Annotated in this window: 31 protein-coding genes and 2 pseudogenes; 14 read left to right on the forward strand and 19 right to left on the reverse strand. The window is 74.3% G+C overall.

Features of this window, described 5'->3' with window-relative positions; all coding sequences use genetic code 11:
• Positions 1 to 201 precede the first annotated feature (201 nt).
• Positions 202 to 807 (forward strand): hypothetical protein, encoded by a 606-nt coding sequence (locus tag U6N30_RS13495; RefSeq protein WP_324277668.1) that lies wholly within the window; start codon positions 202 to 204, stop codon positions 805 to 807.
• Here U6N30_RS13495 and U6N30_RS13500 read toward each other — a convergent pair.
• Complete coding sequence (locus U6N30_RS13500) at positions 782 to 1,087, reverse strand: hypothetical protein (protein ID WP_324277669.1); 306 nt, start codon at positions 1,085 to 1,087, stop codon at positions 782 to 784. The genes U6N30_RS13495 and U6N30_RS13500 overlap by 26 nt on opposite strands.
• A complete protein-coding gene (locus U6N30_RS13505; protein ID WP_324277670.1) occupies positions 1,084 to 1,386 on the reverse strand; it encodes a hypothetical protein in 303 nt (100 codons plus the stop codon). Before U6N30_RS13505 ends, U6N30_RS13500 begins: the two co-directional genes overlap by 4 nt.
• A 161-nt stretch (positions 1,387 to 1,547) precedes the next feature.
• On the opposite strand from U6N30_RS13505, the gene U6N30_RS13510 reads away from it, so the two are divergent.
• From U6N30_RS13510 to U6N30_RS13520, 3 genes are all read left to right on the forward strand, one after another.
• Positions 1,548 to 1,961, forward strand: a complete 414-nt coding sequence (locus U6N30_RS13510; protein ID WP_324277671.1) for a hypothetical protein — start codon at positions 1,548 to 1,550, stop codon at positions 1,959 to 1,961.
• A 64-nt stretch (positions 1,962 to 2,025) separates the two neighbouring features.
• Complete coding sequence (locus U6N30_RS13515; RefSeq protein WP_324277672.1) at positions 2,026 to 3,795, forward strand: MMPL family transporter; 1,770 nt, start codon at positions 2,026 to 2,028, stop codon at positions 3,793 to 3,795.
• The gene (locus tag U6N30_RS13520; protein ID WP_324277673.1) at positions 3,792 to 5,159 is read left to right on the forward strand and encodes an LmeA family phospholipid-binding protein; all 1,368 of its coding nucleotides are present in this window, start codon (positions 3,792 to 3,794) and stop codon (positions 5,157 to 5,159) included. Before U6N30_RS13515 ends, U6N30_RS13520 begins: the two co-directional genes overlap by 4 nt.
• A gap of 191 nt (positions 5,160 to 5,350) precedes the next feature.
• On the opposite strand, the gene U6N30_RS13525 is transcribed toward U6N30_RS13520, so the two are convergent.
• Positions 5,351 to 5,836: an alpha/beta fold hydrolase gene (locus U6N30_RS13525; RefSeq protein ID WP_324277674.1), complete on the reverse strand. Its 486-nt coding sequence runs from the start codon at positions 5,834 to 5,836 to the stop codon at positions 5,351 to 5,353.
• Positions 5,837 to 6,468: 632 nt separating this feature from the next.
• Here U6N30_RS13525 and U6N30_RS13530 point away from each other — a divergent pair.
• From U6N30_RS13530 to U6N30_RS13545, 4 genes and pseudogenes are all read left to right on the forward strand, one after another.
• Positions 6,469 to 7,062, forward strand: a pseudogene (locus U6N30_RS13530) (YihY/virulence factor BrkB family protein); the annotation flags it as partial.
• 485 nt (positions 7,063 to 7,547) lie between these two features.
• On the forward strand, positions 7,548 to 7,727 hold the full coding sequence (locus U6N30_RS13535) for a hypothetical protein (protein ID WP_324277675.1): 180 nt from the start codon (positions 7,548 to 7,550) through the stop codon (positions 7,725 to 7,727).
• The gene (locus tag U6N30_RS13540) at positions 7,720 to 9,333 is read left to right on the forward strand and encodes a phospholipase D-like domain-containing protein (protein ID WP_324277676.1); all 1,614 of its coding nucleotides are present in this window, start codon (positions 7,720 to 7,722) and stop codon (positions 9,331 to 9,333) included. The genes U6N30_RS13535 and U6N30_RS13540 overlap by 8 nt, the downstream gene beginning before the upstream one ends.
• Before the next feature lie 242 nt (positions 9,334 to 9,575).
• Positions 9,576 to 11,147 (forward strand): molybdopterin-dependent oxidoreductase, encoded by a 1,572-nt coding sequence (locus U6N30_RS13545; RefSeq protein WP_324277677.1) that lies wholly within the window; start codon positions 9,576 to 9,578, stop codon positions 11,145 to 11,147.
• A 280-nt stretch (positions 11,148 to 11,427) separates the two neighbouring features.
• Here U6N30_RS13545 and U6N30_RS13550 read toward each other — a convergent pair whose 3' ends face one another.
• The 16 genes from U6N30_RS13550 to U6N30_RS13625 form a co-directional block, all read right to left on the reverse strand.
• Positions 11,428 to 11,619 carry a hypothetical protein gene (locus U6N30_RS13550; RefSeq protein ID WP_324277678.1) on the reverse strand — a complete coding sequence of 64 codons (192 nt, stop codon included), beginning with the start codon at positions 11,617 to 11,619 and terminating at the stop codon, positions 11,428 to 11,430.
• A 235-nt stretch (positions 11,620 to 11,854) separates the two neighbouring features.
• A complete protein-coding gene (locus tag U6N30_RS13555) occupies positions 11,855 to 12,823 on the reverse strand; it encodes a metallophosphoesterase family protein (RefSeq protein WP_324277679.1) in 969 nt (322 codons plus the stop codon).
• 88 nt (positions 12,824 to 12,911) lie between these two features.
• Entirely contained in the window at positions 12,912 to 13,319 is a 408-nt protein-coding gene (locus tag U6N30_RS13560; RefSeq protein WP_324277680.1) for a hypothetical protein, read from the reverse strand.
• Positions 13,316 to 13,861 carry a hypothetical protein gene (locus U6N30_RS13565; RefSeq protein WP_324277681.1) on the reverse strand — a complete coding sequence of 182 codons (546 nt, stop codon included), beginning with the start codon at positions 13,859 to 13,861 and terminating at the stop codon, positions 13,316 to 13,318. The genes U6N30_RS13560 and U6N30_RS13565 overlap by 4 nt, the downstream gene beginning before the upstream one ends.
• Entirely contained in the window at positions 13,858 to 14,082 is a 225-nt protein-coding gene (locus U6N30_RS13570) for a PEP-utilizing enzyme (RefSeq protein ID WP_324277682.1), read from the reverse strand. The genes U6N30_RS13565 and U6N30_RS13570 overlap by 4 nt, the downstream gene beginning before the upstream one ends.
• 516 nt (positions 14,083 to 14,598) lie before the next feature.
• On the reverse strand, positions 14,599 to 15,831 hold the full coding sequence (locus U6N30_RS13575) for a PEP/pyruvate-binding domain-containing protein (protein WP_324277683.1): 1,233 nt from the start codon (positions 15,829 to 15,831) through the stop codon (positions 14,599 to 14,601).
• A gap of 192 nt (positions 15,832 to 16,023) precedes the next feature.
• The gene (locus tag U6N30_RS13580) at positions 16,024 to 16,398 is read right to left on the reverse strand and encodes an STAS domain-containing protein (protein ID WP_324277684.1); all 375 of its coding nucleotides are present in this window, start codon (positions 16,396 to 16,398) and stop codon (positions 16,024 to 16,026) included.
• Between the two features lie 47 nt (positions 16,399 to 16,445).
• A complete protein-coding gene (locus tag U6N30_RS13585) occupies positions 16,446 to 16,586 on the reverse strand; it encodes a hypothetical protein (protein ID WP_324277685.1) in 141 nt (46 codons plus the stop codon).
• A complete protein-coding gene (locus U6N30_RS13590) occupies positions 16,583 to 16,996 on the reverse strand; it encodes a hypothetical protein (protein ID WP_324277686.1) in 414 nt (137 codons plus the stop codon). Before U6N30_RS13590 ends, U6N30_RS13585 begins: the two co-directional genes overlap by 4 nt.
• 96 nt (positions 16,997 to 17,092) lie before the next feature.
• The gene (locus tag U6N30_RS13595; protein ID WP_324277687.1) at positions 17,093 to 17,665 is read right to left on the reverse strand and encodes a GerMN domain-containing protein; all 573 of its coding nucleotides are present in this window, start codon (positions 17,663 to 17,665) and stop codon (positions 17,093 to 17,095) included.
• Positions 17,662 to 17,808, reverse strand: coding sequence for a hypothetical protein (locus U6N30_RS13600; RefSeq protein WP_324277688.1), 147 nt, complete (start codon positions 17,806 to 17,808; stop codon positions 17,662 to 17,664). The genes U6N30_RS13595 and U6N30_RS13600 overlap by 4 nt, the downstream gene beginning before the upstream one ends.
• Complete coding sequence (locus U6N30_RS13605) at positions 17,808 to 18,731, reverse strand: HAMP domain-containing sensor histidine kinase (protein ID WP_324277689.1); 924 nt, start codon at positions 18,729 to 18,731, stop codon at positions 17,808 to 17,810. The genes U6N30_RS13600 and U6N30_RS13605 overlap by 1 nt, the downstream gene beginning before the upstream one ends.
• A gap of 23 nt (positions 18,732 to 18,754) precedes the next feature.
• Entirely contained in the window at positions 18,755 to 18,955 is a 201-nt protein-coding gene (locus U6N30_RS13610; protein ID WP_324277690.1) for a hypothetical protein, read from the reverse strand.
• Between the two features lie 246 nt (positions 18,956 to 19,201).
• Positions 19,202 to 20,194 (reverse strand): response regulator, encoded by a 993-nt coding sequence (locus tag U6N30_RS13615; RefSeq protein WP_479690601.1) that lies wholly within the window; start codon positions 20,192 to 20,194, stop codon positions 19,202 to 19,204.
• Positions 20,191 to 20,634 carry a hypothetical protein gene (locus U6N30_RS13620; RefSeq protein ID WP_324277691.1) on the reverse strand — a complete coding sequence of 148 codons (444 nt, stop codon included), beginning with the start codon at positions 20,632 to 20,634 and terminating at the stop codon, positions 20,191 to 20,193. The genes U6N30_RS13615 and U6N30_RS13620 overlap by 4 nt, the downstream gene beginning before the upstream one ends.
• Positions 20,635 to 20,946: 312 nt before the next feature.
• On the reverse strand, positions 20,947 to 21,225 hold the full coding sequence (locus tag U6N30_RS13625) for a hypothetical protein (protein WP_324277692.1): 279 nt from the start codon (positions 21,223 to 21,225) through the stop codon (positions 20,947 to 20,949).
• Positions 21,226 to 21,378: 153 nt separating this feature from the next.
• On the opposite strand from U6N30_RS13625, the gene U6N30_RS13630 reads away from it, so the two are divergent.
• The 6 genes and pseudogenes from U6N30_RS13630 (at position 21,379) to U6N30_RS13650 (ending at position 24,593) form a co-directional block, all read left to right on the forward strand.
• Complete coding sequence (locus U6N30_RS13630) at positions 21,379 to 21,552, forward strand: hypothetical protein (RefSeq protein ID WP_324277693.1); 174 nt, start codon at positions 21,379 to 21,381, stop codon at positions 21,550 to 21,552.
• A gap of 168 nt (positions 21,553 to 21,720) precedes the next feature.
• Positions 21,721 to 22,173 carry a DUF2243 domain-containing protein gene (locus tag U6N30_RS13635; RefSeq protein WP_324278292.1) on the forward strand — a complete coding sequence of 151 codons (453 nt, stop codon included), beginning with the start codon at positions 21,721 to 21,723 and terminating at the stop codon, positions 22,171 to 22,173.
• A pseudogene (locus U6N30_RS33850) lies at positions 22,110 to 22,450 on the forward strand (DUF1918 domain-containing protein). The gene U6N30_RS13635 and the pseudogene U6N30_RS33850 overlap by 64 nt, the downstream one beginning before the upstream one ends.
• A 138-nt stretch (positions 22,451 to 22,588) precedes the next feature.
• Positions 22,589 to 23,113, forward strand: coding sequence for a GTP-binding protein (locus U6N30_RS13640; protein WP_324278293.1), 525 nt, complete (start codon positions 22,589 to 22,591; stop codon positions 23,111 to 23,113).
• Positions 22,996 to 24,324, forward strand: coding sequence for an EF-Tu/IF-2/RF-3 family GTPase (locus U6N30_RS13645; protein WP_324277694.1), 1,329 nt, complete (start codon positions 22,996 to 22,998; stop codon positions 24,322 to 24,324). The genes U6N30_RS13640 and U6N30_RS13645 overlap by 118 nt, the downstream gene beginning before the upstream one ends.
• Positions 24,321 to 24,593, forward strand: a complete 273-nt coding sequence (locus U6N30_RS13650; RefSeq protein WP_324277695.1) for a hypothetical protein — start codon at positions 24,321 to 24,323, stop codon at positions 24,591 to 24,593. Before U6N30_RS13645 ends, U6N30_RS13650 begins: the two co-directional genes overlap by 4 nt.
• Positions 24,594 to 24,828 lie beyond the last annotated feature (235 nt).

The raw sequence follows: 24,828 nt of genomic DNA on the forward strand, positions 1-24,828 counted from the left end.
GGTCCGGCGGCCCCGTCGAAGATGTCAGCGGATCGTCATGGACCTCCGGTACGGACGCCCTGCGGCTCGTGTTGCGGCCGCCTTGCGAGTTGACGTCGGAGCGCGTGTGCTCCGGATGGGTTCCGGCGGCGCGGGCACCGAACAGTGGGTCGGACGACCCGAGTCCCGGCCACCTGGCCGGCTCCCGATGCGGAGGGACGGATGAGCAGCACGATCACGGGCACCAACCCGGCAGGCAGGGTCGCGGGAGCGGCGGTGGCCGCGGCGCTCGCGCTGACCGGGTGCGGCGGCGGGAGCGTCGAGCCCGCCCCGTCCGCGGTCTCGGCGGAGGACCTCGAGCAGGTCCGGGACGAGGTCGCCGCTCTCGAGGACCGGGTCGCCTCCCTGGAGGACCGGCTGGACGACGGCGATCCCGCGGATCCGCCGGACGAGGCCGGGTCCCCGGGCACGGCGGACACGTTCTTCGGCGACCCGGAGGCGGCGATCGGCCGGGAGGTCGTGGTGCGCGGCGAGGTGACGGAACTCCTCGCCGCCACCGATGTCGCGAGCGCGTTCCGCATCACGGGGGACGTCGGCGAGCCGGTCGCGGTCGTCTCCGTCACCCCGCCGCCCGCGGTCGCCACAGGTGACGTCGTGGAGGTGTCCGGCTCCGCTGTCGAGGTGGATCCCGACAGCTTCGAGGCCGATTTCGGCATCGCGGCGGACGAGCTGTTCGACGATCCGGAGGCGTGGTTGACCGAGGCCGACGGGCAGGTCGCCATCGCCGCCGTACGGATCGAGGTCACGCAGGCGACGGCGGGCGGCTGAGGGGAAGATCACCGCGCGCGTCAGTCCGAGGGGTGGGCGTCGCCGACGAGCGTGGCGGGGAGCCGGTGCCGGGCGTCGAGCCCTCCGCCGGAGGGTCATCGATCGCGGTCACCCGGCAGGCCGCCAGGTCGGCCTCCAGCTGTCGCTGCAACGGCTGCAGCCGCCGCACCAGTTCGTCCAGCTGGGCCGCGTCCAGCGCGGCGGCGGCCTGCCCCAGCTCGTCCATGGTCCCGTAGGCGTCCTCCGCGGCGTTGAAGGCCCCGAGGCAGGCGCCGTTCACCCGGAACGGGCCTGCCTCCGGGTCCAAATCCCCGGCGACCGGCCCGCCGTCGTCCGATCCGGCGTCCGCCCGGTCGGCGCTCGGGGTGGGACGGAGTCGCCGAGCAGCCCGACCGCGACGGCTCCGACGGTCAGGCCGAGCACGAACACCACGGCGACGACGAGGCCGGTGCGGAAGCCCGCAGCGGGCCCTCGGCGAGGTGGCGCCTCGGGAGCGGACTCCGCCGAGGTCGCTCCCTCCGCGTCGGTCCCGGCCACCTGGCCGGGCTGGTCCGCGTCTCCGGATCCGGCCTGGGGCATCGTCGACCTCCTCGTACGTCCTGAGGCGAGCTTTACCCGACCCCGCTGTGAGGTATCCAAGACCCGCCGGCCAAGTCGACGCCGGGCGTCGGGAGGCTGCCGTGCCCGCACCATCGATCCTCCGAGCGGTGACGCGTGCGCCGGCGGTGGTGGGTCGGGGCGTGCGCACCGCGGTGGTCTCGGGTCGCTGGCTGGTGCTGGCTTTCTGGGTGGCGAGCGCGGTGCTCGCCGTCGTGGTCCCGAGCCCCGCGCAGGAGAGGAGCAGCGGGGACATCGGGGGCCTGCTGCCACCGGGCAGTGACGCCGTCGCCGTCCAGGAACGCTCCCTGGACCACTTCGGCGTCCCGGTGCTCTCCGACACGTCCGTCGTGGTGCACGACCCGGGCGGGATGGGCCTGCTGACCCGGGCCGACTCCACGCTGTGGGCGCTGGCGCACACGCAGGCCTACCTGGAGGGGCGCGTACCGCCCGGCAGGGGACAGATCATCGGGGCCATCCCCTGCCCACCGGCTCGGCGGACACGGCGGTCACCTACCTCTACATCTCGCCCTACACCTCGCTCGAGAACCGGGTGACCCTCAGCCAGCAGTACGCCGCCCACTTCGACAACCAGCCGGGTGTCGACGCGTACGTGACGGGGTGCTCCCGGCCCAGGTCCAGCAGGTCCACTACCTGCAGGCGCACCTGCACACCTTCGAGATCGCCACGCTGGTGCTCATCACCGTGGTCGTCGCGCTCGCCTTCCGTTCGGTGATCGCCCCGCTCGTCGTCCTGTTCACCGTGGCGCTCGGCTACTTCGTCACGCTCCAGATCCTCGACCGCCTGGCCGCGGCGCTCGGGTTCGCCCTGCCCGAACAGCTGCGACCGTTGATCGCGGCCCTGCTGATCGGCGTCGTGACCGACTACTGCGTCCTGTTCTTCTCGGGTTTCCGCCGGGAGCTGGGCGGGGGTCTGCACCGGCACGAGGCCGCCCGTCGCACCGTCCTCACCGAAGGGCCGATCGTCGCCGTCGCGGGAGTCACCGTCGCCGCGGGGACCGCCGCACTGCTGGTGGCGGACTTCGAGCTGTTCCGGGCGTTCGGCCCCGCACTGGCCCTGACGGTCGTCGTCGGCATGCTCGTCTCCCTGACCCTGGTGCCCGCCCTCATGGCGATCCTCGGCCGCCGGCTCTTCCTGACCATCGGCAACGGTGAGCGGTCAGCGCCCAGCGCCCACGAGCCGAGCCGGGCGATCCGGTGGCTGGCCGACACCGTCTCGCGGCGCGGTGGCGCCGTGCTGGCGGTGCTGTTCTGCCTCGCCGTCCTGGTGCCCGCGTCCCTGCCGCTGATCAACATGCGCATCGACACGTCCTTCATCTCCGAGCTGCCGGCCGACGACCCGATCCGCGCCGGCGCGCGGGTGCTCGAGGACGCAGGCATCCGCGGCGCGGTCGCGCCCACGGAAGTGCTCGTTGAAGGGGAGGGCGTGGCGGGGCAGCGGGACGCGCTGGAGCGCCTGCAGGCCGCCATCGCCGCCGAGCCCGGTGTCGCCGAGGTCCTGGGCCCGGCCCAGAACCCCCTGCCCGACGGTTACGGGCTCGTCCTCGCCGAGGACGGCGACGCCGCGCGGTTCATCGTGATCCTCGACAGCGACCCGCTCGGCGCCCCGGCGATCGCCGACCTGGACCGGTTCGACGACCGCATCGACGACCTGGCGGCAGCAGCCGGGGTGCAGGACGCCACGGTCGCGGTCGGCGGTCAGACCGCCATCGCGGCCGAGCTGGCCGAGCTGACCCGGGAGAACCTCCGGACGATCCTGATCGCCGCCCTCGTTATCGAGCTGGTCATCCTCTGCCTGTACCTGCGGGCCTTCCTCGCCCCACTGCTGCTCCTCGCGTGCAGCGCCCTGGGTGTGGCGGCGGCGTTGGGGCTGGCCGTCGTGCTCTTCCAGGGTGTGCTGGGCAATCCGGGGCTGCTCTTCTTCGCGCCGTTCACGACCGCAGTGCTCCTGCTCGCCCTGGGCTCGGACTACAACGTGTTCGCGGTCGGGGCGATCTGGGAGGAGGCCGGGCGCCGGCCGCTCCGGGAGGCCATCCGGGTCGCGATGCCGGCCAGCGCCCGCGCCATCAGCGCCGCCGGTCTCATCCTGGCCGCCACGTTCGCGATGGTCGCCATCATCCCGCTCGGTCTGTTCCGGCAGATCGCGTTCGTCATGGCCGTGGGGCTGCTGATCGACACCTTCCTCATCCGGCCGGTGCTGACCCCCGCCGTGCTGACCCTGCTCGGCCGGTGGGCCGGTTGGCCGGGCCGCCGCATCCGCACGTCACCGCAGCCCGGCGACAGCCCGGAGGGGACGACGGAACCGCCTCGTGCGGAGGCGGCACCCGTCGGTGCCGGAGCGGTCGGCAGCCCGGACGGGCCGGGCCGATGACGGGGGCCGGCGCGACGGCGATGGGCCGGGCGCACCGAGGTCGCACGTGGCTCGTCACGGTCCTGGTGGGCGCCGTTCTCGGCACGGGGCTGCTGCTCTGGGGCCTCGACCGGCTCGCGCGGTCGACGGTCCAGGCGCTGCTCGCCGAGGAACTGCAGGAGGCGACGGGCACGGTCCAGACCCCGACGGTCGAGGTCCAAGGCGGGCCGGTCCTGCTGCAGGCGCTGCGGGGCCGCTACGAGGAGGTGGCGGTGACGATGGGGCAGGTCTCCAACGGGCCACTGACCTTCGACCGGGTGCAGGCCGAGCTGCACGGCGTGCACCTGTCGTTCCACGACCTGCTGGTCCGCGACGCGGACGCCGTGGTGTTCGAGCGGAGTGCTGCCGACGCGTCCCTGAGCTACGACGCCCTCGACCGCTACCTCCGGTTCACCGGCCGGCCGATGACGGTGCGCCCGGAAGGCCCAGCGACCGCGGACGAGCTCCGCCTCACCGCGACCGGCCAACTGCTGGACCGCCCCTACGACGCCTCCGCCACCGCCGTCGTCGAACCGACGACCGGCGCGCTGGTCGTGCGACCCACCGAGGTCCGGACCGACCGGCAGCTCGACCGGTCCGCCGAGCTGCTGCTCGCCGAGCGCTTCCGCTTCCGGGTGCCGCTGGACCCGCTGCCGTTCGGCCAGGAGGTGGCCGACGTCGAGCTGGGGGAGGGGCGGTCACCATCCGGACGACGGGCTCGGGGTCGTCGTCCGCGACTGACGGTGCCGGCTCGGGTTCGCTTGGCTCCGGGCATCCTGCCGGCCGAGGCACGGCGCCGCGCCGTCACGAGGACGCCCGGACGAGGCCGCAGGTCGGGCGGCGGCACCCGGATCCGACTCAGCCCTCGACGGGTCCGGCTCTGGCAGTGCGTGTCTGGCTCTGGCGGTGGCTGTGCCCGCGATGCGCCGGCGCCTACGTGCCGGGCCATCGGGACGACGGCGCGATGGAGGCCGTGTCCGCCGCGGGTGCCGGCACCCGCGGCGGACACGGAGCAGCAGGTGGCAGACCCTGGCCGTCCGCTGCCGCTGAAGGGCTCCGCGTCCCGGAGGACGTCGTCGCTAGCCGGTGGCCGAGGTCGTCGCAGATCCCTCTCCGACGACGGTCCGGCCGTCCGCACGGCCGTCCGGACCCGCCGTCGGGCGCCCAGTGGATCCGACGCGCTCCATCCACCGGCGCACCTCTGCGACCACGACGTCCGGATGGGTGAGCGGCAGCATGTGGCCGGCATCCGGGACCGTGACCAGGGCGCCGTCCGGCAGCACCGACAGGAGCTCCCGGATCTCGTCCCCGGGGACCTCCGGATCGGCGCTGCCGTGGACCAGTAGCGCCGGGGCCCGGAGCGCGGGCCCTAGTTCGGCGCCGTCATGGCTCAGGCTGGCCATGGTCGTCCCCGCGAGGGCCAGCGGCCGGCCGCCCAGGAAGCTGTCGCGCACCTGGGCGACCAACTCCTGGGGTTCGCCGGGGGCGAAGGCGGCCCGGCGGATCAAGCGGTCGGACAGGGTCTCCACGGGCTTGATCAGCCGGCCGACGCGGACGCCGCCGCGCAGCGCGTTCCACCAGGCCCACCGCAGCGATTGCTGGAGCCACGTCGGCAGGCGGCGCGCCGGCAGTCCAGGAGCGGTGACGCCCGAGCCGCCGGACCCGACGAACACCGCGCCGGCGACCCGGTCGTCGGGGAGGCGTCCAGGTGGGTCAGCAGGATGCCGCCGCCGAGGCTGTGCACCGCGACGACGACCGGGCCGCGCTCGGGCGTCACGTGGGTCAGGACGGCGTCGAGGTCCCGGGCGTGCGCGCTCATCGTGTAGTCGCCGGAGCGCGCGTCCCCGCTCTGGGCGTGGCCGCGCAGGTCGTAGGCCGTCACCCGGTACCGGTCCGACAGCCGCTGTGGAACCGTGCCCCAGGACTCGGTGGACAGGCCCAGCCCGTGCACGAGCAGCAGCCGTGGCGCATCGGCCGGCCCCCACGAGCTGAGCGCGATGCGGGTGCCGTCGAACGAAGTCACGTCTGTCATGCGCACTGGCTACCCGCGCCGAGCCGGATCAGCAGGGACGACGGTTCCGTCGGGGAAACGTCATGTGCGCCGCCCGGCGGACGGCACGCGGCTCGGTCCCCGGCCGCAGCGTGTCGACGTGGGCCCCTGGGAGGGCGCCCGTCGTCGCGTCGTGCTGCAATCCGGGCATGTGCGGGGGTTGGACCTGACCGGAGACGACAACCCCGTGGTGCCACCGGCACCGCTCGACGACCAGGGCTGCCGTACCGGTGATCACTGACGCCCCCGGTGGCGAGGGCCGCGCCTCCGGCCCGGTTCCCCGTGTGCCCGCGGGCGGGGCAGCCCGGCGGGCGAGCTGACGGCACGTGACGCGATCCGCGCGGTCCGTGCGGCGAGGTGGTCGTTCTGGCAGCAGGCGTTCGCGCGGTTCCGCTACGGCGACGGGTTCTCCCATTCCCGAGCCCTGGCGCTGCAGCTGTCCCTCGCCTTCATCCCTCTGGTGGTCGCCGTCGTCGGTCTCAGCGGAGCCCTGGCCACGGAGGAGCTGGGGCGGGTGCTCCGGTCGACGATCGTCGGGGTGAGCCCCGGCGGATCGGGGAACTGATCCGGAACACCCTCGAGCAGGGGAGGGGGCCTCGGCGGCGCTCTGGCTCGGGCTCGCCTTCGCGCTCACCACGCTGACCACCGCCATGGGACAGATCGAGCGCGGGGCCAACCGCGTCTACGGGATCGTCCGGGACCGGCCCAGCCGGCAGAAGTACGGCCGCGCGGTGGGAATGGCGATCGTCGCCGGCCTCCCGGCCATGGCCGGATCCGGTGTGCTCCTGGCCGGCGCTGCGTTCGGCGAGGCAGTGGAGGACGTCTACGGCTGGGACGACGACGCGGTCGTGGCGACGGCCATGCCGCTGGGCGTCCTCCTGGTGCTCGGTGCGGTGCTGGCGATGCTCCGGCTGGCACCTCGTCGTCGTCAGCCCGGCTGGTCGTGGCTGGCGCTCGGCACGGTGGTGGCAGTGTCGCTGTGGCTGTTCTTCACCGCCCTGCTCGCGGTGTACGTCCAGCTCTCCGGGGCCTTCGGGGTGGTCTACGGGCCACTCACCGGCGTCATCGCGCTCCTGCTGTGGACGCAGCTGACCTCGGTGGCGATCCTCTTCGGGTTCGCCGTGGCCGCACAGCTGGAGGCACGACATGCCGGTGTCGAGCGTGGCGTGCTCCCGGACCCTGAGCCGGCCGGCCCGTGACCACGAGGGCCCGGGCCTGTCGTCGTCGGGGATGTGCGCCCCGGTCCGCACGCGCGGCCCCGCGTCATTGGTGTGACAGTGCTGGTGCGGTGGTTTCCGCAGGGGCCGAGGGCAGCCGACCGGAGGAACCGATCGCCGAGCGCGAGGAGGTCGCAAGCCGAGTCCGGAGGCCACCCCGCGCGGCTGCGACCCGCCGTACGCGGGCTGATCCCGGAGCCGTCCCTACTCCCACGATCCGTTCGCACGAGCCGAGCAGAGGGAGGACCACCCGAGATGGCCATGCCGACGACGCCGCCGGGGAACGACGACCCGGAGCTGGTCATCCTCACCGCCCGCCAGGTCTTCCGGCGGCACGACGGCCTCCGGGCCTCCGCGCACCGGCTCTGGAAGGCCCTCGGCGACGGCCGTTCCTCCAGCCACCGGCATGCCCTCGCCGACGACCGCATGGCGTTGCTCGAATGGAGCGGGACGAACATGCGGTCCGGGTGCGCTCCGGTGTCGACTCCCAGCTCATCGAATCCGGGTGGATCCGCGCGCAGACGATCCACCACCTGGTGGAGGACGTCGCGCTGTCGACCGACGGTGACCTGCTCGCCGGCGCGTCGCGTCCCGGCGTGCACCGCGTCCAGGACCCCGACCGGTTGCCCGGGCTGACCGATGGCTGAGGGTCTGGACCTGGCCACCGGGCGCCGTCCGGTCCTGGAGGCGCTGGTGGGAGTGCCCTTCACCGACGGCAACCGGATCGACGTCCTGAAGGACGGGGAGCAGACCTTCGGGGCCCTGCTGGACGCCGTCTCCGCTGCCCGCCGGACCATCGACATGCTCTGGTTCGCCTGGGACCGCGGCGCCGTCGCAGGGCAGGTCGCCGACGCCCTGGCCGAGCGCGCCGCCGCAGGGGTCCGCGTGCGGATCCTGCTCGACGACTTCGGCGGCCGGCACATCCAGCGGCAGCACCTGCGGCGACTCCGGGCGTCCGGCTGCACCGTCGTCTTCTACCGGCCGCTGCCGAGTTGGCGACCGACGGTGTGGAACATGCGCACGCACCGCCGGGTGGTGGTCTGCGACGAGACGGTCGCCGTCACCGGGGAACCGGGATCGACCGGATGTGGACCGGGCGCGGCGACCGGCCGGGGACTGGCGGGACACCGCCTACCGGGTCGAGGGCCCGCGGTCGCCGGCCTGCGGTCGGCCTTCATCACCTCCTGGATGCAGGCCTACATCCGGCTGCCCGGCGACCTGGTGTCCGACCGCGACGAGTTCCCCGTGCTGGCCGCCGCCGGGAACGCCGCCGTCCAGGTGCTCCGGCCGCCGTCGCAACCCGGGTGGAACGAGGCGGCGGTCGCGATCGCCGCGCTGCTGCACACCACACGGCACACCGTGCGCATGACGACCCCGTACGCGCGGCTACCCCGGTGGCTGCTGGACCTCGTCGTGGCGACGGCCGGGCGCGGCGTCCGCGTCCAGCTGCTGGTCTCCGGTCCGCACGTGGCACGCCCGGCCGTGCACCTGCAGGGCGAGACGCAGTTCCAGCCCCTGCTCGATGCCGGTGTGGAGATCTGGCGGTTCCAGCCCACCCTCATGCACGCCAAGGTCATCACCGTCGACGGCGTGGCCGCATTGGTCGGGACGGCGAACATCGACGCCCGATCCCTGGCGCTCAACGAGCAGGTGTGCCTGGTCATCGAGGACCGTGCCGTCGTCGACGTCCTCGACGCCGATTTCGACGAGGATCTTCGTGCGAGTGAGCGCGTGGACCCGGGGAGTGGCGTGCCCGCGGCCTGCGGCGCCGGGCCCTGGAGACGGCCGCCGAGCTGGTGGGCCGGCCGCTGCGCGGCTGGGGAGCACTGGGGCTGGCCGGACGCACACCCTGACCGGTGCTGCCTGCGAGCGGTCACCCCTGCACGGTCGCCCGGCAGTCGCTGTCAGCGTGCCGAGCGCCGGCGGGGGCCGTCCAGGACACCTGGGCGATCAGGGGCGCCTGACAGATCCGTGACGTTCACCGGTCGCGGGGTCGAGGCACCCGGGCGCGGGTATCGGCCGTTGCATCCATCGCCGGCCGGTCACGGCCGCCCCGACCAGAGGAGAACCATGAATCGCACGTCGCTGCCCGCACGACGCCACCGCTGGCGCTCCGCCGCCGCCGGGGTCGCCATCGCGGCCGCGTCCTTCACGATGACCGCCTGCGGCGAGGAGGAGCCCGTCGACGACGGAGGGGTCGTGGAAGAAGGCGTCGGTGACGAGGAGGACATGGAGGAGGAAGAAGAGGACTGATCCGCAGGCGAGCAGGGCGGTGGCGCCGCCAGTGAGCGGCGCCACCGCCGGCCGAACCCGCGGATCGACCGCCGGCTGCGACGGACGCGCGACGACGTCCCACATGGATGCAGGCTCCCTGCTCTCATGACGATCGCGCGTCATTGCGACGGGGCTCGTGTCGCCGGACCTGTCGTCGGACATCGCGCCTGTGTGACGGAGACAGAGGAAGAGCCGCGCCGCAAGGACGTCGCCCCCGTCCGGTGCGCCGGGGCACCGGGGCGATCGCGGGCCTCGCGGCGGTGGCGGCGGCGCTGGGGACGGCGGAGCTCGTGGCCGGCGTCTTCGAGCGTGCGCCGTCGCTGGTGATCGCCGTGGGCGATGTGGTCATCGACAGCGTCCCCGGCTGGCTGGAACGGGCCGCCATCGCAACCCTCGGCCGTGCCGACAAGCCGGTTCTCATCGGCGGGATCCTGCTGATCTCCGTCCTCCTCGGCGCCGCTCTCGGCGTCCTGGCCCGGCGCAGGTTCCTCCCGTCGGCCGCGGGGTTCGTGGCCTTCGCCGCGCTGGGTGTCGCGGCCGCACTGACCGATCCGCGCACCACCTTCCTGGGGGCCCTGCTCGTCGGTGCGGTGGGAGCCGCGGTCGGGGTCGGCGTGCTGCACCTGCTCATCCGCGCGGCGCGCGCCGACCGATCGGCGGGTGCCGCCGCTCCGCCCGCGGCCGTTCCCGCCGGGGGAGCACGGCCCGGTCGGGTGCGGCGCAGCCGTCGGACCGGCGCCGCTTCCTGGTCCTGGCCGGCGGTACGACCGCGCTCGCCGTCCTGGCCGGGGTGGGGGTTACCTGCTCTCCGGGCGGGAGCGGCTGGGGAGCTGCGGGCGGCCATCCGGCTGCCGGCCCCTTTCCGGAGAGCCGCGCCCGTCACCGCCGGAGCCGATCTGGACATCCCCGGCCTGACGCCGCTCGTCACGCCGAACGAGGAGTTCTACCGGATCGACACGGCCCTACGGGTTCCCGTCGTCGAACCCGACGGATGGCAGCTCGAGGTCCGGGGGATGGTCGACGAGCCGTTCACCCTGACCTACGCCGAGCTGCTGGAGCTGCCGCAGATCGAGGCCGACATCACCCTGGCCTGCGTGTCCAACGAGGTGGGTGGCGACCTGGTCGGCAACGCGCGGTGGCAGGGCGTGCCGCTCCGGGCCCTCCTCGAGCGGGCCGGGCTGCAGGAGGGCGCGACCCAGCTCCTCGGCCGGTCCGTCGACGGCTTCACGGCCGGCTTCCCCGTCCTCACCGCGCTCGACGTGGAGGAGGCCATGGTCGCCGTCGCCATGAACGGCGAGCCGCTGCCGGCCGAGCACGGGTTCCCCGCCCGGCTGGTGGTCCCCGGTCTCTACGGCTACGTCTCGGCGACCAAGTGGCTCTCGGCCATCGAGCTCACCGGCTGGGACGTCGACGGCTACTGGATCCCGCGTGGCTGGGCCAAGGAGGGGCCGATCAAGACCCAGGCCCGGATCGACGTGCCTCGGGCCGGCGGCACCGTCAGCGCCGCTGAACGTCAGGTGATCGCCGGCGTCGCCTGGGCTCCCACGCGCGGGATCGAGGGGGTCGAGGTGCGCATCGACGACGGCCCGTGGCGTCCGGCGGAGCTCGCCGAGCGCCTCGACGTCGACTGCTGGCGGCAGTGGTACCTGCCCTGGGACGCCACGCCGGGCCGGCACGTGATCGCTGCACGAGCGACCGACGGGCTCGGCGAGGTGCAGACCGACGAACGCACACCGGTGGCCCCCGACGGTGCCTCCGGCTACCCGGTGGTGGAGGTCGAGGTCGAGGCCTGAGCGCGACCGGCCATCCGGCGGCCCGTCACCGGACGGCCGGACGGCCGTGGGCGCCGTCGACGAGGTGGACGACGGGCTCGACGTGCGAGTCGGGCATGGTCCGCTCTCTTCCGGCGCAGAGGTCATGGGCACGGGGATCCCGGGACGTCCTCCTGCGGTGGCTGGGGGCGAGGGCGGGCCCCGTCCGTCGTCCGTGGCATCTGCTCGCCGGGCTCCGGGAGTGCCCCCGGTTCCCGGGCCCGCGGGGTGCCGCCTGACGGTCCGGTGACATCCGGGCCGATCAGCTCGCCAGCCAGCGCAGGATCCCCCGGTGGGTCACCTCTCCGGACGCCACGGCGGCCACCTGGGAGCCCGCCCAGACGACGGGCACCGGCCACCCCGCATCCGCGTCCAGCGCGGCGAGGCCGGTGGTGGCGTGCAGGACGACGGTCGGCAGGGCCGACGCGGCTCCCGCGAGGACGCCGAAGGACACGAGCGCGGCGATCCCGACGTCGGTCCGGGATCGCTCCCGGTTCGCCGGGGACGCACCCGGCGCCAGGCCAGCAGTGCCGCGGGGGTGCCCACCGCCACGCTGGCCGCCAGGAGGTCGACCTCCTCCAGGGCCGGCAGGCCGCCCCTGCCACCCGCCTGCCCGATGACCAGCGCGGGGGCCACGACGGCGCCCAGCACGAGCGCCGAGTAGCCGAGGGCCAGAGCCCGGGGAAGGGTCATCGCCCTTCTCGTGCACGGAGCTCGAACCGGTCGAGCACTCTTCCGTCGGCGCGGACCGACCGCCCCGTCAACCGGTCGTCGACGACGTCGACGTGCAGGTACTGCAGTGCGGACGCTGCCGACGCGGTGAAGCGGCTGCGACCCACCGGTGTGGTCTTCCACCCGCCGCCGCTGACGACGTAGGTCACGCCGTCCTGAGGTCGTGTCCGCTCGTAGTGGTGATCGTGCCCGGACAGGACCAGGTCCACCTTCCGCCGGGCCAGCAGCGGTTCGAGCACCTCGTCCGCGCCCGGCGTCGAACCGTGCGACCCCGACGAGTACACCGGGTGGTGCATGCACACGACCTTCCACTGGTTCGTGGAGCTGGCCAGGGCGTCGTCGAGCCACTCCAGCTGCTCGGAGGAGTCGTCCCCGAAGAGCCCGGGCGTGCTGGAGTCGAGGTAGAAGAAGTCGACGGGCCCGTGGCTGCTCGTGTAGTGGCGGGCCGAGGTGCCGAGGAGCCGCAGCTCGGCGTCGATCTCCGCGAGGCTCGCGTCGCTGTGGTGGAGGTCCCCGTCGTGGTTGCCGATGGCGAGCTCGAAGCGCACACCCGCGTCGATGAGCGGCCGCATCGGCCGGGTGAAGACGTCGTCGGAGCGGTCCTCGACGCTCCCGTAGTAGCAGAGGTCGCCCAGGTGGGTCACCAGTCCGTAGGGCGCCTGGCGGTAGCCCTCCGCCATCCGGTTGGCCACGGCCATGGCCTGGCGGCCCCCGCTGCCGGTGTCACCGACCGCGGCGAAGGTCAGCCGGTCGGCGGCGCGTGTCCAGGCCGCTTCCTGCAGGGCCAGCCGGGGTGCGCGCCCCGGGACGAGGTCCTCCCGGCCGAGCAGCGGCCACAGCTGGCCGGTCACGCCGGAGCCGGCGGCCAGCGTCCCGGCAGCGCCGAGAGCGGCCGCCAGCAACTGCCGTCGGTTCAGTTCCGCCACGATCCCCGTCCACCTCCGGTGGGTACGTCGGTTGCGTCGTCTGCTGCCCGGTGCAACACGGGCGAGGTGCGCCTCGTTCCGACCGCCCTCACCTCAGGGCCGGCCGTCGTCGTCCTGGCCCGGGGCGACCGTCGTCAGCTCGCGGACGTCGAGCAGCAGGTGCTGGACCCGCAGGTCGCGCAGGCACCCCCGAGCTCCCGTCGGTCGAACTCGTCGAGCCCCGGTCGCAGCCGGAACGCGAAGACCCCTCGCTCCGCTGGACGAAGGAGTCCTCCGCCACGTCGGCGTTGACCAGCAGCCGGCACGTGCTGACCATGCCCCGGGTCATCTCCTCCTGGACGGCGGGGTCCTCGCGCACCGTCGAGGCGGCCACCACGACGTCGGTGTAGGAGCCCTCGGGCTGGGCCACCTCGACCGTCATCAGCTCCGCCCGCAGCAGCCAGATCCCGGCGCCCACGAGCGCCACGGCGAGGAGACCGACCACGGCGCGCTTCACCGGTGCCTCCCGCCGGCGGCCGGGCCGAGCAGCACGCGCAGCGCCGCGTCGTCGGCGAAGTCGTCGCCGCCGGCCAGCAGCTCCGCGTCGGTCGGTGCGAGAGGCGCGGTGGGGAAGGCGATGCCCTCGAGATCGGTGGCGAGCTGCTCCTCCACCCCGGAACGGGCGGAGCTGCCGGCGACGCGCTCGATCATCCAGGCGATGCCGGAGACCACGAACCCGCCGCCCAGGAGCACGGGGATGAAGATGTGCGTGCGGTCGAACGCCTCCGGCCGCAGCCACGGGAAGGGCTTGGTCTCCACCGGCGCCGCCCGGAGCCGCTCGAGGGCTCCGGGCGGGCGGTCCTCGCGTGCCGCCGCAGGTGCGGCCGACGTGCCCACGCGCCGCAGCACGAGTGCCGTGCAGAGCCCGACGAGCGTGGCCAGGAAGAGGATCCCGACCAGCAGGGCCCGGTGCCACTCCCAGCGGTAGATGTAGACGAACAGGTAGCCGGCGCACGCGATCAGCGCGACGGTGGCGACGATCCAGCTCACCTTCTTCACGGCGTCTCCTCCTCCACGGCACCGGTGGCGCCGTCCACCCGGAGGACGGTCCCCTCCGCGAACGCGTCCATCGCGCCGGCGAAGCCGACGACCGTCGGGACGCCGGACTCCCGCGCCAGGATCGCCAGATGGGCCAGGACGCTGCCGGTCTCGGCGACCAGGCCGGCCAGCCGCGGCAGCACCGGAGCCAGCGAGGGATCCAGGGTGCGGACGACCAGCACGGCGCCGGCCGGGGATCGTCCCCGTGGTGCACGGGGCCGCTGCCGCTCCCGCCACCGGCCCCGGTGCCGCCGCCGGTGCCGCCCACGGGGATGGGCCGCCCGGTGTCACCCATCCGGAACCGGGCGGGCAGCGGTTCCTCCGGCTCGACGAACTCCGGGTGCAGCTCCCGGTCACCCTCCTGGACCGCGACCGCCACGTCCGCCAAGCGGAGCCCACGGACGTCCTCGGCACCGGCCAGCCGGCCGGCCGCGGCGAACCGCTCGCCGAGGGTCCACGCAGCGCGGGCGGTGACCTCCTGCAGCCAGCGGGCCCGCAGCCGCAGGGCCTCGCGCAGCAGTCCGGCATCACCGTCGTCGCCCGGCGGGGGCTCTCCGGTGCCTCGACGGCGGGCGGCAGCTGCGGGAAGCGGCAGATGCGGGGCGGCGCGAGCGCCAGCACCACCGGGTTCGTGGCGACGATCTCGGCGTCCGGCACGCCGGCCTGCCGCGACCGGGCCAGCACCCGCATCGCCGCGCTCACGCCGGTGAGCCGGGGCGCCGCGGGGTCCACGAGCATGCCCACGAGGACCTCGTGCGCGTGCACCGAGACGAGGGCCGGCCGGGCGCGGTGCAGGACCGCCACGAGCTGCCGGTCGGTGAGCTCGGACAGCTCCGGCACGCCGGCGAGCACGTCGTCGGCGGTGACGAGCACGTCCTGCGCCAGCGCGGGGAGCGCGGCGCGCAGCCGTCCGACCCGCCAGGAGGCCCGCAGCCGCCGGAGCCGGGGCCGGGGATCGAGTCGGTCACGCACGCGGGGGCCTGCTGCCGCGGTTCCAGCAGGTCGAGGTCGACGGCGGCCCGGCCGCCGAGCACGGTGACCAGCGGGGACGCGTCCACCGCCGTCCCGTCGGCCGTACCGGCGAGGAGCAGGGCCTGCCGGAGCGCCTCGCGCAGCGGAACCACCCACAGGTCGGTCTCGAGCGGCTGGAGCGGCTCGGGGAATGTCTCGGCGACCGGACCGGGGCCCAGGACCGGTCCGACCGGACGTCCCCGTGGCTCGGCGGTCACCGGCCTGCTCTGCAGCAGCCGCAGTCGCCCCGATGAGTCGAACGCCCACTCGACGTCCTGCGGCCCGCCGAACACCGTCGCCGTGCGCTCCGCCAGCTGGGCCAGTGACCGGAGCTGTGGCTTCCGGAGCCGGACGCCGCCGTCGCCCCTGGTGACCTCGGTGCGCCGGCCGGCCCGGTCGAGCTCGTACCGGTCCCCGTCGACCTCGCCGCTCACGAGGCGGTCCGGGCCGCCCTCGACGGCCGCGACGACCAGCCGGTCCTCCCGACCCGACACCGGGTCGATCCCGAACAGGACGCCGCCGCTCCGGGCGTCGAGCAGCGGCTGCACGAGGACGGCGAGCGGCTCCCGCCCGGTCAGCGTGTCCGAGCCCGCGGCGGCCTCGTGCCGGGACGCCACGACGACGTCCACCGCGCGGCGGAACTCCTCGGCGCCGGACACGCCCACGACGGACTCGAACCGCCCGGCCATCGAGGAGTCGCCGAGGTCCTCGACCGTCGAGCTGCTGCGGACGACGAGCACGCGCCGGCCGTTCTCGGAGAGCTCGCGCCAGGCGGTCAGGACGTCGTCGCCGAGGGGTGCGCCGGCCGCGATCCGCTCGACGGCGGCGGTGGAGATCACGAAGCCCGGGACGGTCGGCAGGCCGGATCGGCGAGCCGTGGCCAGGGCCGCGGCCTTCGCCCCGGTGACGTCCTGCCGCACGGCCGTCTCGTCGTCCAGGTCGACGACGGACGGTGCCGTCGACCCGGGGAGGTCTGGGATCCGTCGTCAGTCCAGGCAGCCTGCATGATCACCTGAGTTGCCCTCCGGAATCACCTGAGTTGCCCTCCGGACGTCCGGCGAGGCGTCGCTGGACGCTTCTGTCAGGAGATCGTCATGAAGGCGGCTCCGTCGTCAGGCGGACGCCCGCTCGACGCGGCCGAGGAGGACCAGCGAGCGCCCACGGGACGTGACCCATCGCTGGAGCGCGCACAGCGTGTCCAGCCCGGCGTCGTCGGCGCTCAGGAGACCGCCGAGGTCGAGGCGGATCCGCGGGTGGCCGCTGCGGTGCAGTGCCTCGACCGTCTCCGTGAGGAGCGCGCCGGTGTCCGCGGTGAGGTGGCCCCGCGGACGCACGATTCCGAGCCGCCCGTCGACGGTCTGGGTGAACGGTTCTCCCGGCTCGCCGCCGCGGTGGGGCCGTCGTTCATCGGCGTGGGAGCCCGGGGAGGCGCCGTCCCGGAGGTCAGCGCGCATCGGCGCCCGGCCGGGCGGGCCGTCGTCGTGCATGGTCCTCCTTCGCGGCACGGACCGGTGGGGACGGACGTGTGGCCGGGTCACGGCGCGGCCTCGAGGATGGTGGCGACGAGAAAGACGTCGTCGTCCCAGTCGTCGAGCTGCCCCTTGTCGAGTTCCAGGCGCAGCTCCTCGGTCACCGTCTCGGCGTCGAAGTCCTCCACCGGCGTCGCGGCGATCACCAGCGCGTCGCCGGCCTGCGGATCGACGTCCCCGGCGTCAGCGGTGGTGACGACGGGCACCGGCTCCACGTCGTCGCCGTCGGGGAGGTGACGGTGAAGGCGCGCGGGGAGATCACGTCGGCCACGTCGGCGAGCAGGGTGACCTCCTGCCCGGAGTAGGCCTCCAGGTCCTCCCGGAAGGCGGCGTCGAGCAGCCCGACGTAGGGGTCGTCGAGGTCCTCGGCTCCGCGGATGTCGGGCACCGCCGGTTCCCGGAACGGCGCCCGCGCGTCGTCGTCCTCGTCCGCGCAGGCCGACAGCCCGACCGCAGCGAACACCAGGACGGTGGCGACCGCAGGCCGGCCCCGCGTCCGAGCACGCGGTTCGACCATGTCGGTGCTCTCCTGTCGTCGGGGGCGCACGGCGACCACGTGCGTCGTCCCGTCCACTCTGCGGCGGCGGGATCGGCCACGGACCGGTCGGTCCGTGGTCTGTCACGGAACCGTCATGGCCGCCCCGTGCCCGCGCTACGGGCCGATGGCATCCCGACGGCGACGGAGCGGGCTCGATCGCACCGGCCGGTGCCGGCGACCGGTCGTGGGCGCGGCGGGCGGCGGGGTACCGGCTCCCGGACCGGCCGGGTCCGAGGCGCCGGGCGGCTCGTCCTGTCTCGGCGCGACGGGCGACGGTGTCGGTTGCGTCGGGGCGGCCGAGCCGTAGTCGTCGCGACCGACGGCCTGGTCGGTCAGGCCCGCATCGGTGGGCACCTCGATCGGTCGCCCCTCGGCGGTGAGCCGCACGCGGCTGACCTCGGGCAGCTCGGTCACCGTCCACACCACCTGGGCCACGGCGAGCAGCTGGCTGAGTCCCGAGATGTCGGTGAAGTCGCGGGTGACGGCGATCGTGAGCACCGCATCCTCGGTCGCGGAGGGATCCGGCACCAGGCTCTGCGGAGGAAGAGCCGTGCGCAGTCCCTGCTCCAGGACCTCGGCGCGGGTGGGCCCGGCGGCCAGTAGCTCCAGGGATGCGTCGACGCCCGGCTCGGGATGGGGTCTGCTCGCCGGCGTCAGGCGGGCGCCCCGGATCAGATAGACGTTCACCCGCGGATCCCCGGCGTCACCGCTCTGTCCCGCCTGGGTGGACGGCGGTGCCGGGATGCTGACCCCTCCGGCCGGGGCTGCGGGTCGATGCCGCAACCGCACAGCAGGAGCACGGCGGACAGCGCGGCGAGTGTCGCGCGCATCAGGGCGCTCCACCGGGCACGGCGTCCACGGGGAGGCGGACGACGAAACGGGCTCCGCCGACGGGGTTGTCCGTCACGTCGACCGTGCCTCCCATCAGGGTGATGTGCCGCTTCACGAGCGCCAGTCCCAGCCCGCTCCCCTGGGAGGCGGCACGAGAACTCCTGCTCCCGCGGGCGAACCGCTCGAAGACGGCCTCGCGTTCCGCCTCCGGGACCCCCGGCCCGCGGTCGTCGACGATCAGGCAGGCGATGTCCGAGGCGCGCTCGACCGAGATGGCCGTGAGCCCACCGCCGTGGTTGTCGGCGTTCTCCACCAGGTTCCCGATCACCTGTTCCAGCCGCCGCTTGTCCGCACTGACGACGACGTCGCCGGCCCCGCTGGCGACGGTCACCGGCACGCTGGAACGGCCCGCGAGCCTACGCCGCGCGAGCGCCTCGCGGACGAGAGCCGCGAGACGGACGTCCTCCAGCACGAGGTCGCTGCTGCCGGCGTCGGCCCGGGAGATCTCCAGCAGGTCGGTGACCAGGCGCTCGAAGTGGCACACCTCCGAGCGCAGCAGATCCAGGCCCTCCCGGCCGTCCTCCGGCAGCTTCTCGGCGTGGTCCTCGACCAGGGCCACCGCGTTGAGCATCGTGGTCAGCGGGCTCCGCAGCTCGTGGCTGACGTCCGCGGCGAACCGCGCGTCGGCGCTCACCCGCCGCTCCAGTGCCTCGGCCGTGGCGTTGAAGGACTCGGCGATGGGGATCAGCGTCGGATCGCCCCGTGGGTCGATGCGCGCCGTCAGCTCCCCGGCGGCGATGGCTGCGGCGGCTGCGGAGAGGCGGTCCAACGGCCGCAGCGCAGGTCGGGTGACCCACCAGCCGATGGCTGCCGCCACCGGGCCGACGACCAGCACGCCGAGGACGAGGATGGCGCTCAGCACGCGATAGGTGCTGTCGAGCTCGGTCAGGGGAACACTTCGAAGTAGGCGTCGTCCAGACCCGCCAGAGGCACCCCGACGGCCAGGTAGGGCCGGCCCTCCACGGTGATCCGCTGCCGGGAGGGATCGCCCGCCAGCACCTCGGCGCGCAGCCTCTCCGGCAGGTCGTCACGGCCGATGCGCAGGGACGTCGTGCTCCACTCACCGTCGTCGGCCAGGAGCGACACCGATCCGGTCTCCCGCGGCAGCTGGGCGAGCAGCTGCGCCGGGGAGAGCCCCGGGGTGGCCAGCCCCGTTGGACCTGGGCGGCGTTGGCGGCGGCCTGCCCGAGCGTCACGTTCTGCCGGGTCTGGAGGAGGTAGTCGGTCGCGTACAGCCAGACGCCGAGCGCCATCACGGCCGTCAGGACCGCGGCGACGGTCGTCAGCGCCAGGGTGGCCCGGCCGCGGAGGGTTCGCGGCCCCTGCGGCGCATCACTCCGGCAGCCGGTAACCCATGCCCCGCACCGTCGTCACCACGGTGGGCGCGGACGGGTCGGACTCGATCTTCTTGCGCAGCCGACGCACGTGGACGTCGACCAGCCGGGAGTCCCCGAAGTAGTCATAGCCCCACACCCTCTCCAGCAGCTCCTCCCGGCTGACGACCCGGCCGCGCTCGACCGCGAGTTCGCTGAGCAGCTTGAACTCCGTCTTGGTGAGCGGCACGACCGCACCCCCGCGGGTGACCACCCCGTCCTGCGGAGCGATCTCCAGATCCTCGATCTGGATGACCGGGCGCAGCTGGTCGCCCCGTGTCCTGCGGGCCAGCGCCCGGATCCGGGCGGACAGTTCCTTGGCCACGAACGGCTTGGTGACGTAGTCGTCGGCCCCGGCCTCCAGGCCGGCCACGACGTCGTGGCTGTCGGTCCGGGCGGTGATCATGATGATCGGGGTGTCGGCGCGACGGCGGATCTCCCGGCACACTTCGAAACCATCGCGGTCGGGCAGCATCAGGTCCAGCAGCACCATGTCGTGGGGCCGCTCCTCCAGCCGGTCCAGGCCCTCCTGCCCGTTCGCCGCCTCGGTCACCTCGAGGCCCTCCCGGCGCAGGGTCATGGCCACGATGCGACGGATGCGTTCGTCGTCCTCGATGATCAGCACGGAGCGCGGCACGTGGAGGAGTCTGCCCGGGCGGGCCCCGGCGAACCATCGAGCGGGCGCCGGTCGTTCTCCTCGGGGCAGTCGACCGGGCCGGCTCGGCCACGGACCGGGAGCGGCACCCGGAGCGACGGACGGGTAGTCGGACCGGCCGACCGGCCGGTCGATCAGGCCCGCGTCCGTGGGCACCTCGATGACGGTCCCCTCCAGCGTGAAGCAGACGAGGTCGACCGAACGGAACTGGGTCGCGGTCCACACCACCTGCGCCACCGCGAGCAGCTGGTTGCCACCGCCGATGTCGGCGAAGCCCCGGCCGACCGCGATCGTCACCGTGCCGGTCCCGTCGGGCTCCCGGGGACGACCAGATCGACCGCCGACAGGGCCGTGCGGAACCCGTCCACCGCCTCGGCGCGGGTCGGGCCGGCCAGCAGCAACTCGAGTGCACCCGACGGTCCGGGCTCGTCGGCCTGGCGTGGCACCGCCTCGAGGCGCGAACCGCGGACGAACCAGACCAGGACCGCCCCGCCATCCGGCGCGGGATCCGTCCGCTCCCGCGCCGTCGGTCCGGGTGGCACGGCGACGGGGGCCACGGAGCCGTCGCCGGGGAGGCCGCAGGCCGTCAGGGACAGGAGGGCGATCAGCAGGAGCATCCGGCGCAGCCGCCCCAGCGGGGCGGCGACGCGTCCGGGAGCGGCGTCGGGCCCGCGGTCCCACCCGGCGTCCGGCCGGACCGCGGTGCGGACGACGACGGGCGCACGCATTCTCCGCAAGCCCCTCTGCCCGGCTCCTCGGTCAGTCGTCCTGCCCCTGCTCCTCGAGGGCCTCCGTGCGATGGGCGGCACTGGTGGTCACGTCGTCTCCTCAGCTCCGACCGGCGCGCGTTGCCGCGTGCGCCGTTCCTCCCGGACCGCACTGGGCGTGCCCGTCCGAGCCGCGCGGAATCGGAATGTGGCACCAGTGACACCGGTTCGACACCGCCCCGCCACACGCGGTCGCCGGCTCCGCGTCCAGGCTGGAGACCTCCCGCGACCGCCGCGGACCGGGTAGCCCGTCCGGTCGGCACGGGGGCCGGGAGCCGTGGCTCAGCTCCGCCCGCCCCGCGATCTCCTGCGGACGGTGACGACCAGGACGGCAGCCGCCAGCGCAGCCATCCCCAGCCGGAGGACCGCGTACCCCACCGGCTGGGGGTGAAGAGGAACAGGATCCCGGCCACCGCGCACACCACCAGGACCAGCGACGAGCCGAAGACGACGAGCGCGTGCCGGGAGCGGGGTGGGGAGCGACGGCGGCAACCGGGCGGGCCTCGGGCCCGGGCCGGGCGTCCGGCTCGCGACCAGTGGGGAGCCGCTCGAGTCGTTCATGCGTCCGGCGTACCCGGCGGCTGGCCGCACATGCCGGGCACCCGGCCACCGCCCGGCTTCCTTGCGTTCTGGTTACGACGCGACGGACGGCGGTTTCCGGCAGCCGGCGGCCGGATAGCCGACGACCGGCAGCGGAAGTCAACGGAGGTCCCCGTGATCCACGACAGCGCACTCGACGTCTCCGACGCGCGCGAGCCGACCGCGATCCAGGCCGACGTCATCGACCTGCTGGAACTCAACCCCGCGCACCGGCCCGTGGTCCGGCTCTCCCTGAAGCAGTGGCGGCAGGTCGACCGGGTGGCCGCGCGCCTGTCGGGTCACCGCTGAGTCGCGGCGTCCCGGGGCGCCTCCGGTGGAGCTCAGGTGCGGACGTGGTCCGGTCGGTCGTCCCGGTCCCCGTCCTGACGGGAGTGGTCGGCTCCCGGCCGGGTAGGGCAGCCGCATGGCAGAGACCCCTCGGCCGGACGGCCGCCCCCGAGGGCGTCGGGACTGCTCCTGGGGCTCGGCCTCGGCGGCTTCGTCGACGGCATCGTCCTCCACCAGATCCTGCAGTGGCACCACATGGTCAGCGCCCAGAGGCCGCCGACGACCCTGGCAGGGCTCGAGGTCAACACGCTCGCCGACGGGTTCTTCCACGTGGCCACCTGGCTGTTCGTCGTCGCGGCGTCGATCACCTCGATCCGGGCGTGGCAGCAGGGCCGCCTCGCGCCGAGCTACTCCTTCCACCTCGGGCTGGTGCTCACCGGCTGGGGGATCTTCAACCTCGTCGAGGGGCTGATCGACCACCAGCTGCTGGGCGTCCACCACGTGCGCGACGACCTCGGCGCCCCGCTGAGCTGGGACCTCGGCTTCCTGGCGGCCGGGGTCCTGCTCATCGTCGGGGGATGGCTGCTGCACCGGCGCGGCGCCCGAGCGCTGCAACGACGACGCGCGGCTCGCGTCCGCTGAGGGCCCGAGGGGCTTGTCCGGCCCCGCGATCGCGGGCAGGCTGTGAAGCACGCCACAATCCACCCTCGGAGGCCGCCGTGGAAGCTCATGTCGGAGACCGGATCGTCGTGCGGTCCACCCATCAGGGAGAACCCGAGCGGGTGGGCGAGGTCGTCGAGTGCGCCGAGCCCGGGGAGGGCCGCCCTACCGGGTGCGCTGGGAACCCGACGGGCACACCGGGCTCTTCTACCCGGCCGGTACCGCCACGGTGGTCCGTACCGAGACAGCGAACGGCTGAGCGCCGGCCCATGGCGAAGGACACCGGGACGGCGCCGGCCCCGCGGCCGGCCACGCACGTGCGCAACGTGGCGCTGGTCGGCCACGCGGGGCGGGGAAGACCACCCTCGCCGAGGCGCTCCTCGTCGCCACCGGCGCGCTGCCGCGCGCCGGTCGGGTGGAGGACGGCACGACGTGCCTGGACACCGAGGAGGTGGAGGTGCGCCAGCAGCGCTCGGTGTCCCTCGGTGTCGCGACGATCGAGCACGCCGGCCACCGGATCACCCTGCTCGACACCCCGGGGTCGCCCGACTTCGTGGGCGAGCTGCGCGCGGGGCTGCGCGCCGCGGACGCCGCCCTGTTCGTCGTCTCGGCGGTCAACGGTGTCGACGCCGCCACCGTGGCGCTGTGGGAGGAGTGCGCCGCCGTCGGCATGCCGCGCGCCGTCGTCATCACCCAGCTGGACCGGGCGCGGGCCGACGTCGAGGAGGCCGTCCGTCTGTGCCAGCTCCTGCTGGGCGAAGGCGTCTACCCCGTGCACCTCGTCGACCGGGGCCGGACGGCGCCGTGCGCGGGCTGGTCTCGCTCCTGGAGCCCGATGCGAGCGCGGGGCGGGCGGGCGCCGACCGCCTCCGCTCGGAGCTCATCGAGGGGATCATCGGCGAGAGCGAGGACGAGGCGCTGATGGAGCGGTACCTGGCCGGTGACCACCTGGTCCAGGGCGACCTCATCGCCGATCTCGAGACGGCGGTCGCCCGTGCGCACTTCCACCCGGTGCTCTGCGCCGCCCCGTTGACGGGCGTGGGCGTCCCCGATCTCCTCGAGCTCATCGTCGCCGGGTTCCCGAGCCCCATGGAGCACGGCTGCCCGGCGGTCTCGCGGCCCGACGGTTCGCCCGTCTCGTCCTTGGCCTGCGACCCGGAGGGGCCGTTGGTGGCCGAGGTCGTCAAGACCACCACCGACCCCTACGTGGGCCGGGTCAGCCTGGTCCGGGTCTTCAGCGGGACGCTGCGGCCCGACGTCCCCGTGCACGTGTCCGGGCACGGCATGACCGACCGCGGTCATCCCGACCACGACGTCGACGAGCGGATCGGCGCCCTGTCCTCTCCGCTGGGGGCGACGCTGCGGCCGGTCGCCTCGTGCCCCGCGGGCGACGTCTGCGCCGTCGCCCGGCTCGCGAGCGCCGAGACCGGCGACACCCTGTCCTCGCCGGAGGACCCACGACTGGTCCCGCCGTGGGATCTGCCGAGCCCGCAGCTCCCCGTCGCCCTCGAGGCGGCGTCCCGGTCGGACGAGGACCGGCTGGCGACGGCGCTGGCCCGGCTGGTGGCCGAGGACCCCACCGTGCACCTCGAACGTCGCCCCGACACCGGTCAGCTCCTGCTCTGGTGCGTCGGCGAGGCGCACGCGGAGGTGCTCCTGGAACGACTGCGGACCCGCCATGGCGTCTCCGTCACCACGGTGCCCGTGCGCGTTCCCATGGTCGAGACGCTGGCCGGTCCCGCGCGGGTGACCGGCCGGCACGTCAAGCAGTCCGGTGGGCACGGCCAGTACGCCGTCGTCGTCATCGAGGCCGAGCCCGGGCCACCGGGGTCGGGCATCGTCTTCGAGCAGCGCATCGTCGGCGGCACGGTGCCCACCCAGTTCCACGGCAGCGTGGAGAAGGGGATCCGGTTGCAGGCCGAGCGGGGGATCAGCGGGGACCGGCCGCTCGTCGACGTCCACCTCACCCTCGTGGACGGCAAGGCGCACTCGGTGGACTCCTCCGACGCAGCCTTCCAGGCCGCCGGCGCCCTGGCGCTCCGCGAGCTCGCGGCCGCGGCGGGCACCCGGGTGCTCGAGCCGTGGTGCGAGGTGCAGGTCGTGGTGCCGGGGAGTACGTCGGCGCCGTCATGAGCGATCTCTCGGGCCGTCGCGCTCGGGTGACCGGCAGCGAGGCCGATCCACTGCGGGACAGCACGACGGTGCGCGCGGAGGTCCCGGAGGTCGAGCTGCTCACCTATCCGGGGGTCCTGCGGTCGGTCACCCACGGCACGGGCGCCTTCTCGCGGCGCCCCTCGGCTACGAGCCGGCGCCGGCGAATCTCGCGGTGTCCGCGTGATCGGCGAGCCCGGGCGTCGATGACGGGGTCCTTCCGGAGTTCGCCGCGAGCGTGCGAGTGCTGAGGGGCCCGATCTGTTGCTCGTGGAGGCGCCCCTGCAGGGACCCGCCGCGAGCGTGCGAGTTCTGGGGGCCGGATCTGTTGCTCGTGGTGGCCCCCTGCAGGGACCCGCCGCGAGCGTGCGAGTTCTGGGGGCCGGATCTGTTGCTCGTGGTGGCCCCCTGCAGGGACCCGCCGCGAGCGTGCGAGTGGTGGGGGGCAGGGGTCCTTCCACTAGCCTCGTACTCGCTGTCCCTGGG

Source organism: Blastococcus brunescens (assembly GCF_035320885.1).
GTDB classification, from domain to species: Bacteria; Actinomycetota; Actinomycetes; order Mycobacteriales; family Geodermatophilaceae; genus Blastococcus_B; species Blastococcus_B brunescens.

What these genes read in the sequence shown, in the direction of transcription:
- U6N30_RS13580 (WP_324277684.1), bottom strand. Translation starts at nt 16,398, where the DNA reads ATGCACGACGACGGCCCGCCCGGCCGGGCGCCGATGCGCGCTGACCTC.
- U6N30_RS13625 (WP_324277692.1), bottom strand. Translation starts at nt 21,225, where the DNA reads ATGAACGACTCGAGCGGCTCCCCACTGGTCGCGAGCCGGACGCCCGGC.
- U6N30_RS13540 (WP_324277676.1), top strand. Translation starts at nt 7,720, where the DNA reads ATGGCTGAGGGTCTGGACCTGGCCACCGGGCGCCGTCCGGTCCTGGAG.
- U6N30_RS13505 (WP_324277670.1), bottom strand. Translation starts at nt 1,386, where the DNA reads ATGCCCCAGGCCGGATCCGGAGACGCGGACCAGCCCGGCCAGGTGGCC.
- U6N30_RS13495 (WP_324277668.1), top strand. Translation starts at nt 202, where the DNA reads ATGAGCAGCACGATCACGGGCACCAACCCGGCAGGCAGGGTCGCGGGA.
- U6N30_RS13650 (WP_324277695.1), top strand. Translation starts at nt 24,321, where the DNA reads ATGAGCGATCTCTCGGGCCGTCGCGCTCGGGTGACCGGCAGCGAGGCC.
- U6N30_RS13520 (WP_324277673.1), top strand. Translation starts at nt 3,792, where the DNA reads ATGACGGGGGCCGGCGCGACGGCGATGGGCCGGGCGCACCGAGGTCGC.
- U6N30_RS13600 (WP_324277688.1), bottom strand. Translation starts at nt 17,808, where the DNA reads ATGCGCGCGACACTCGCCGCGCTGTCCGCCGTGCTCCTGCTGTGCGGT.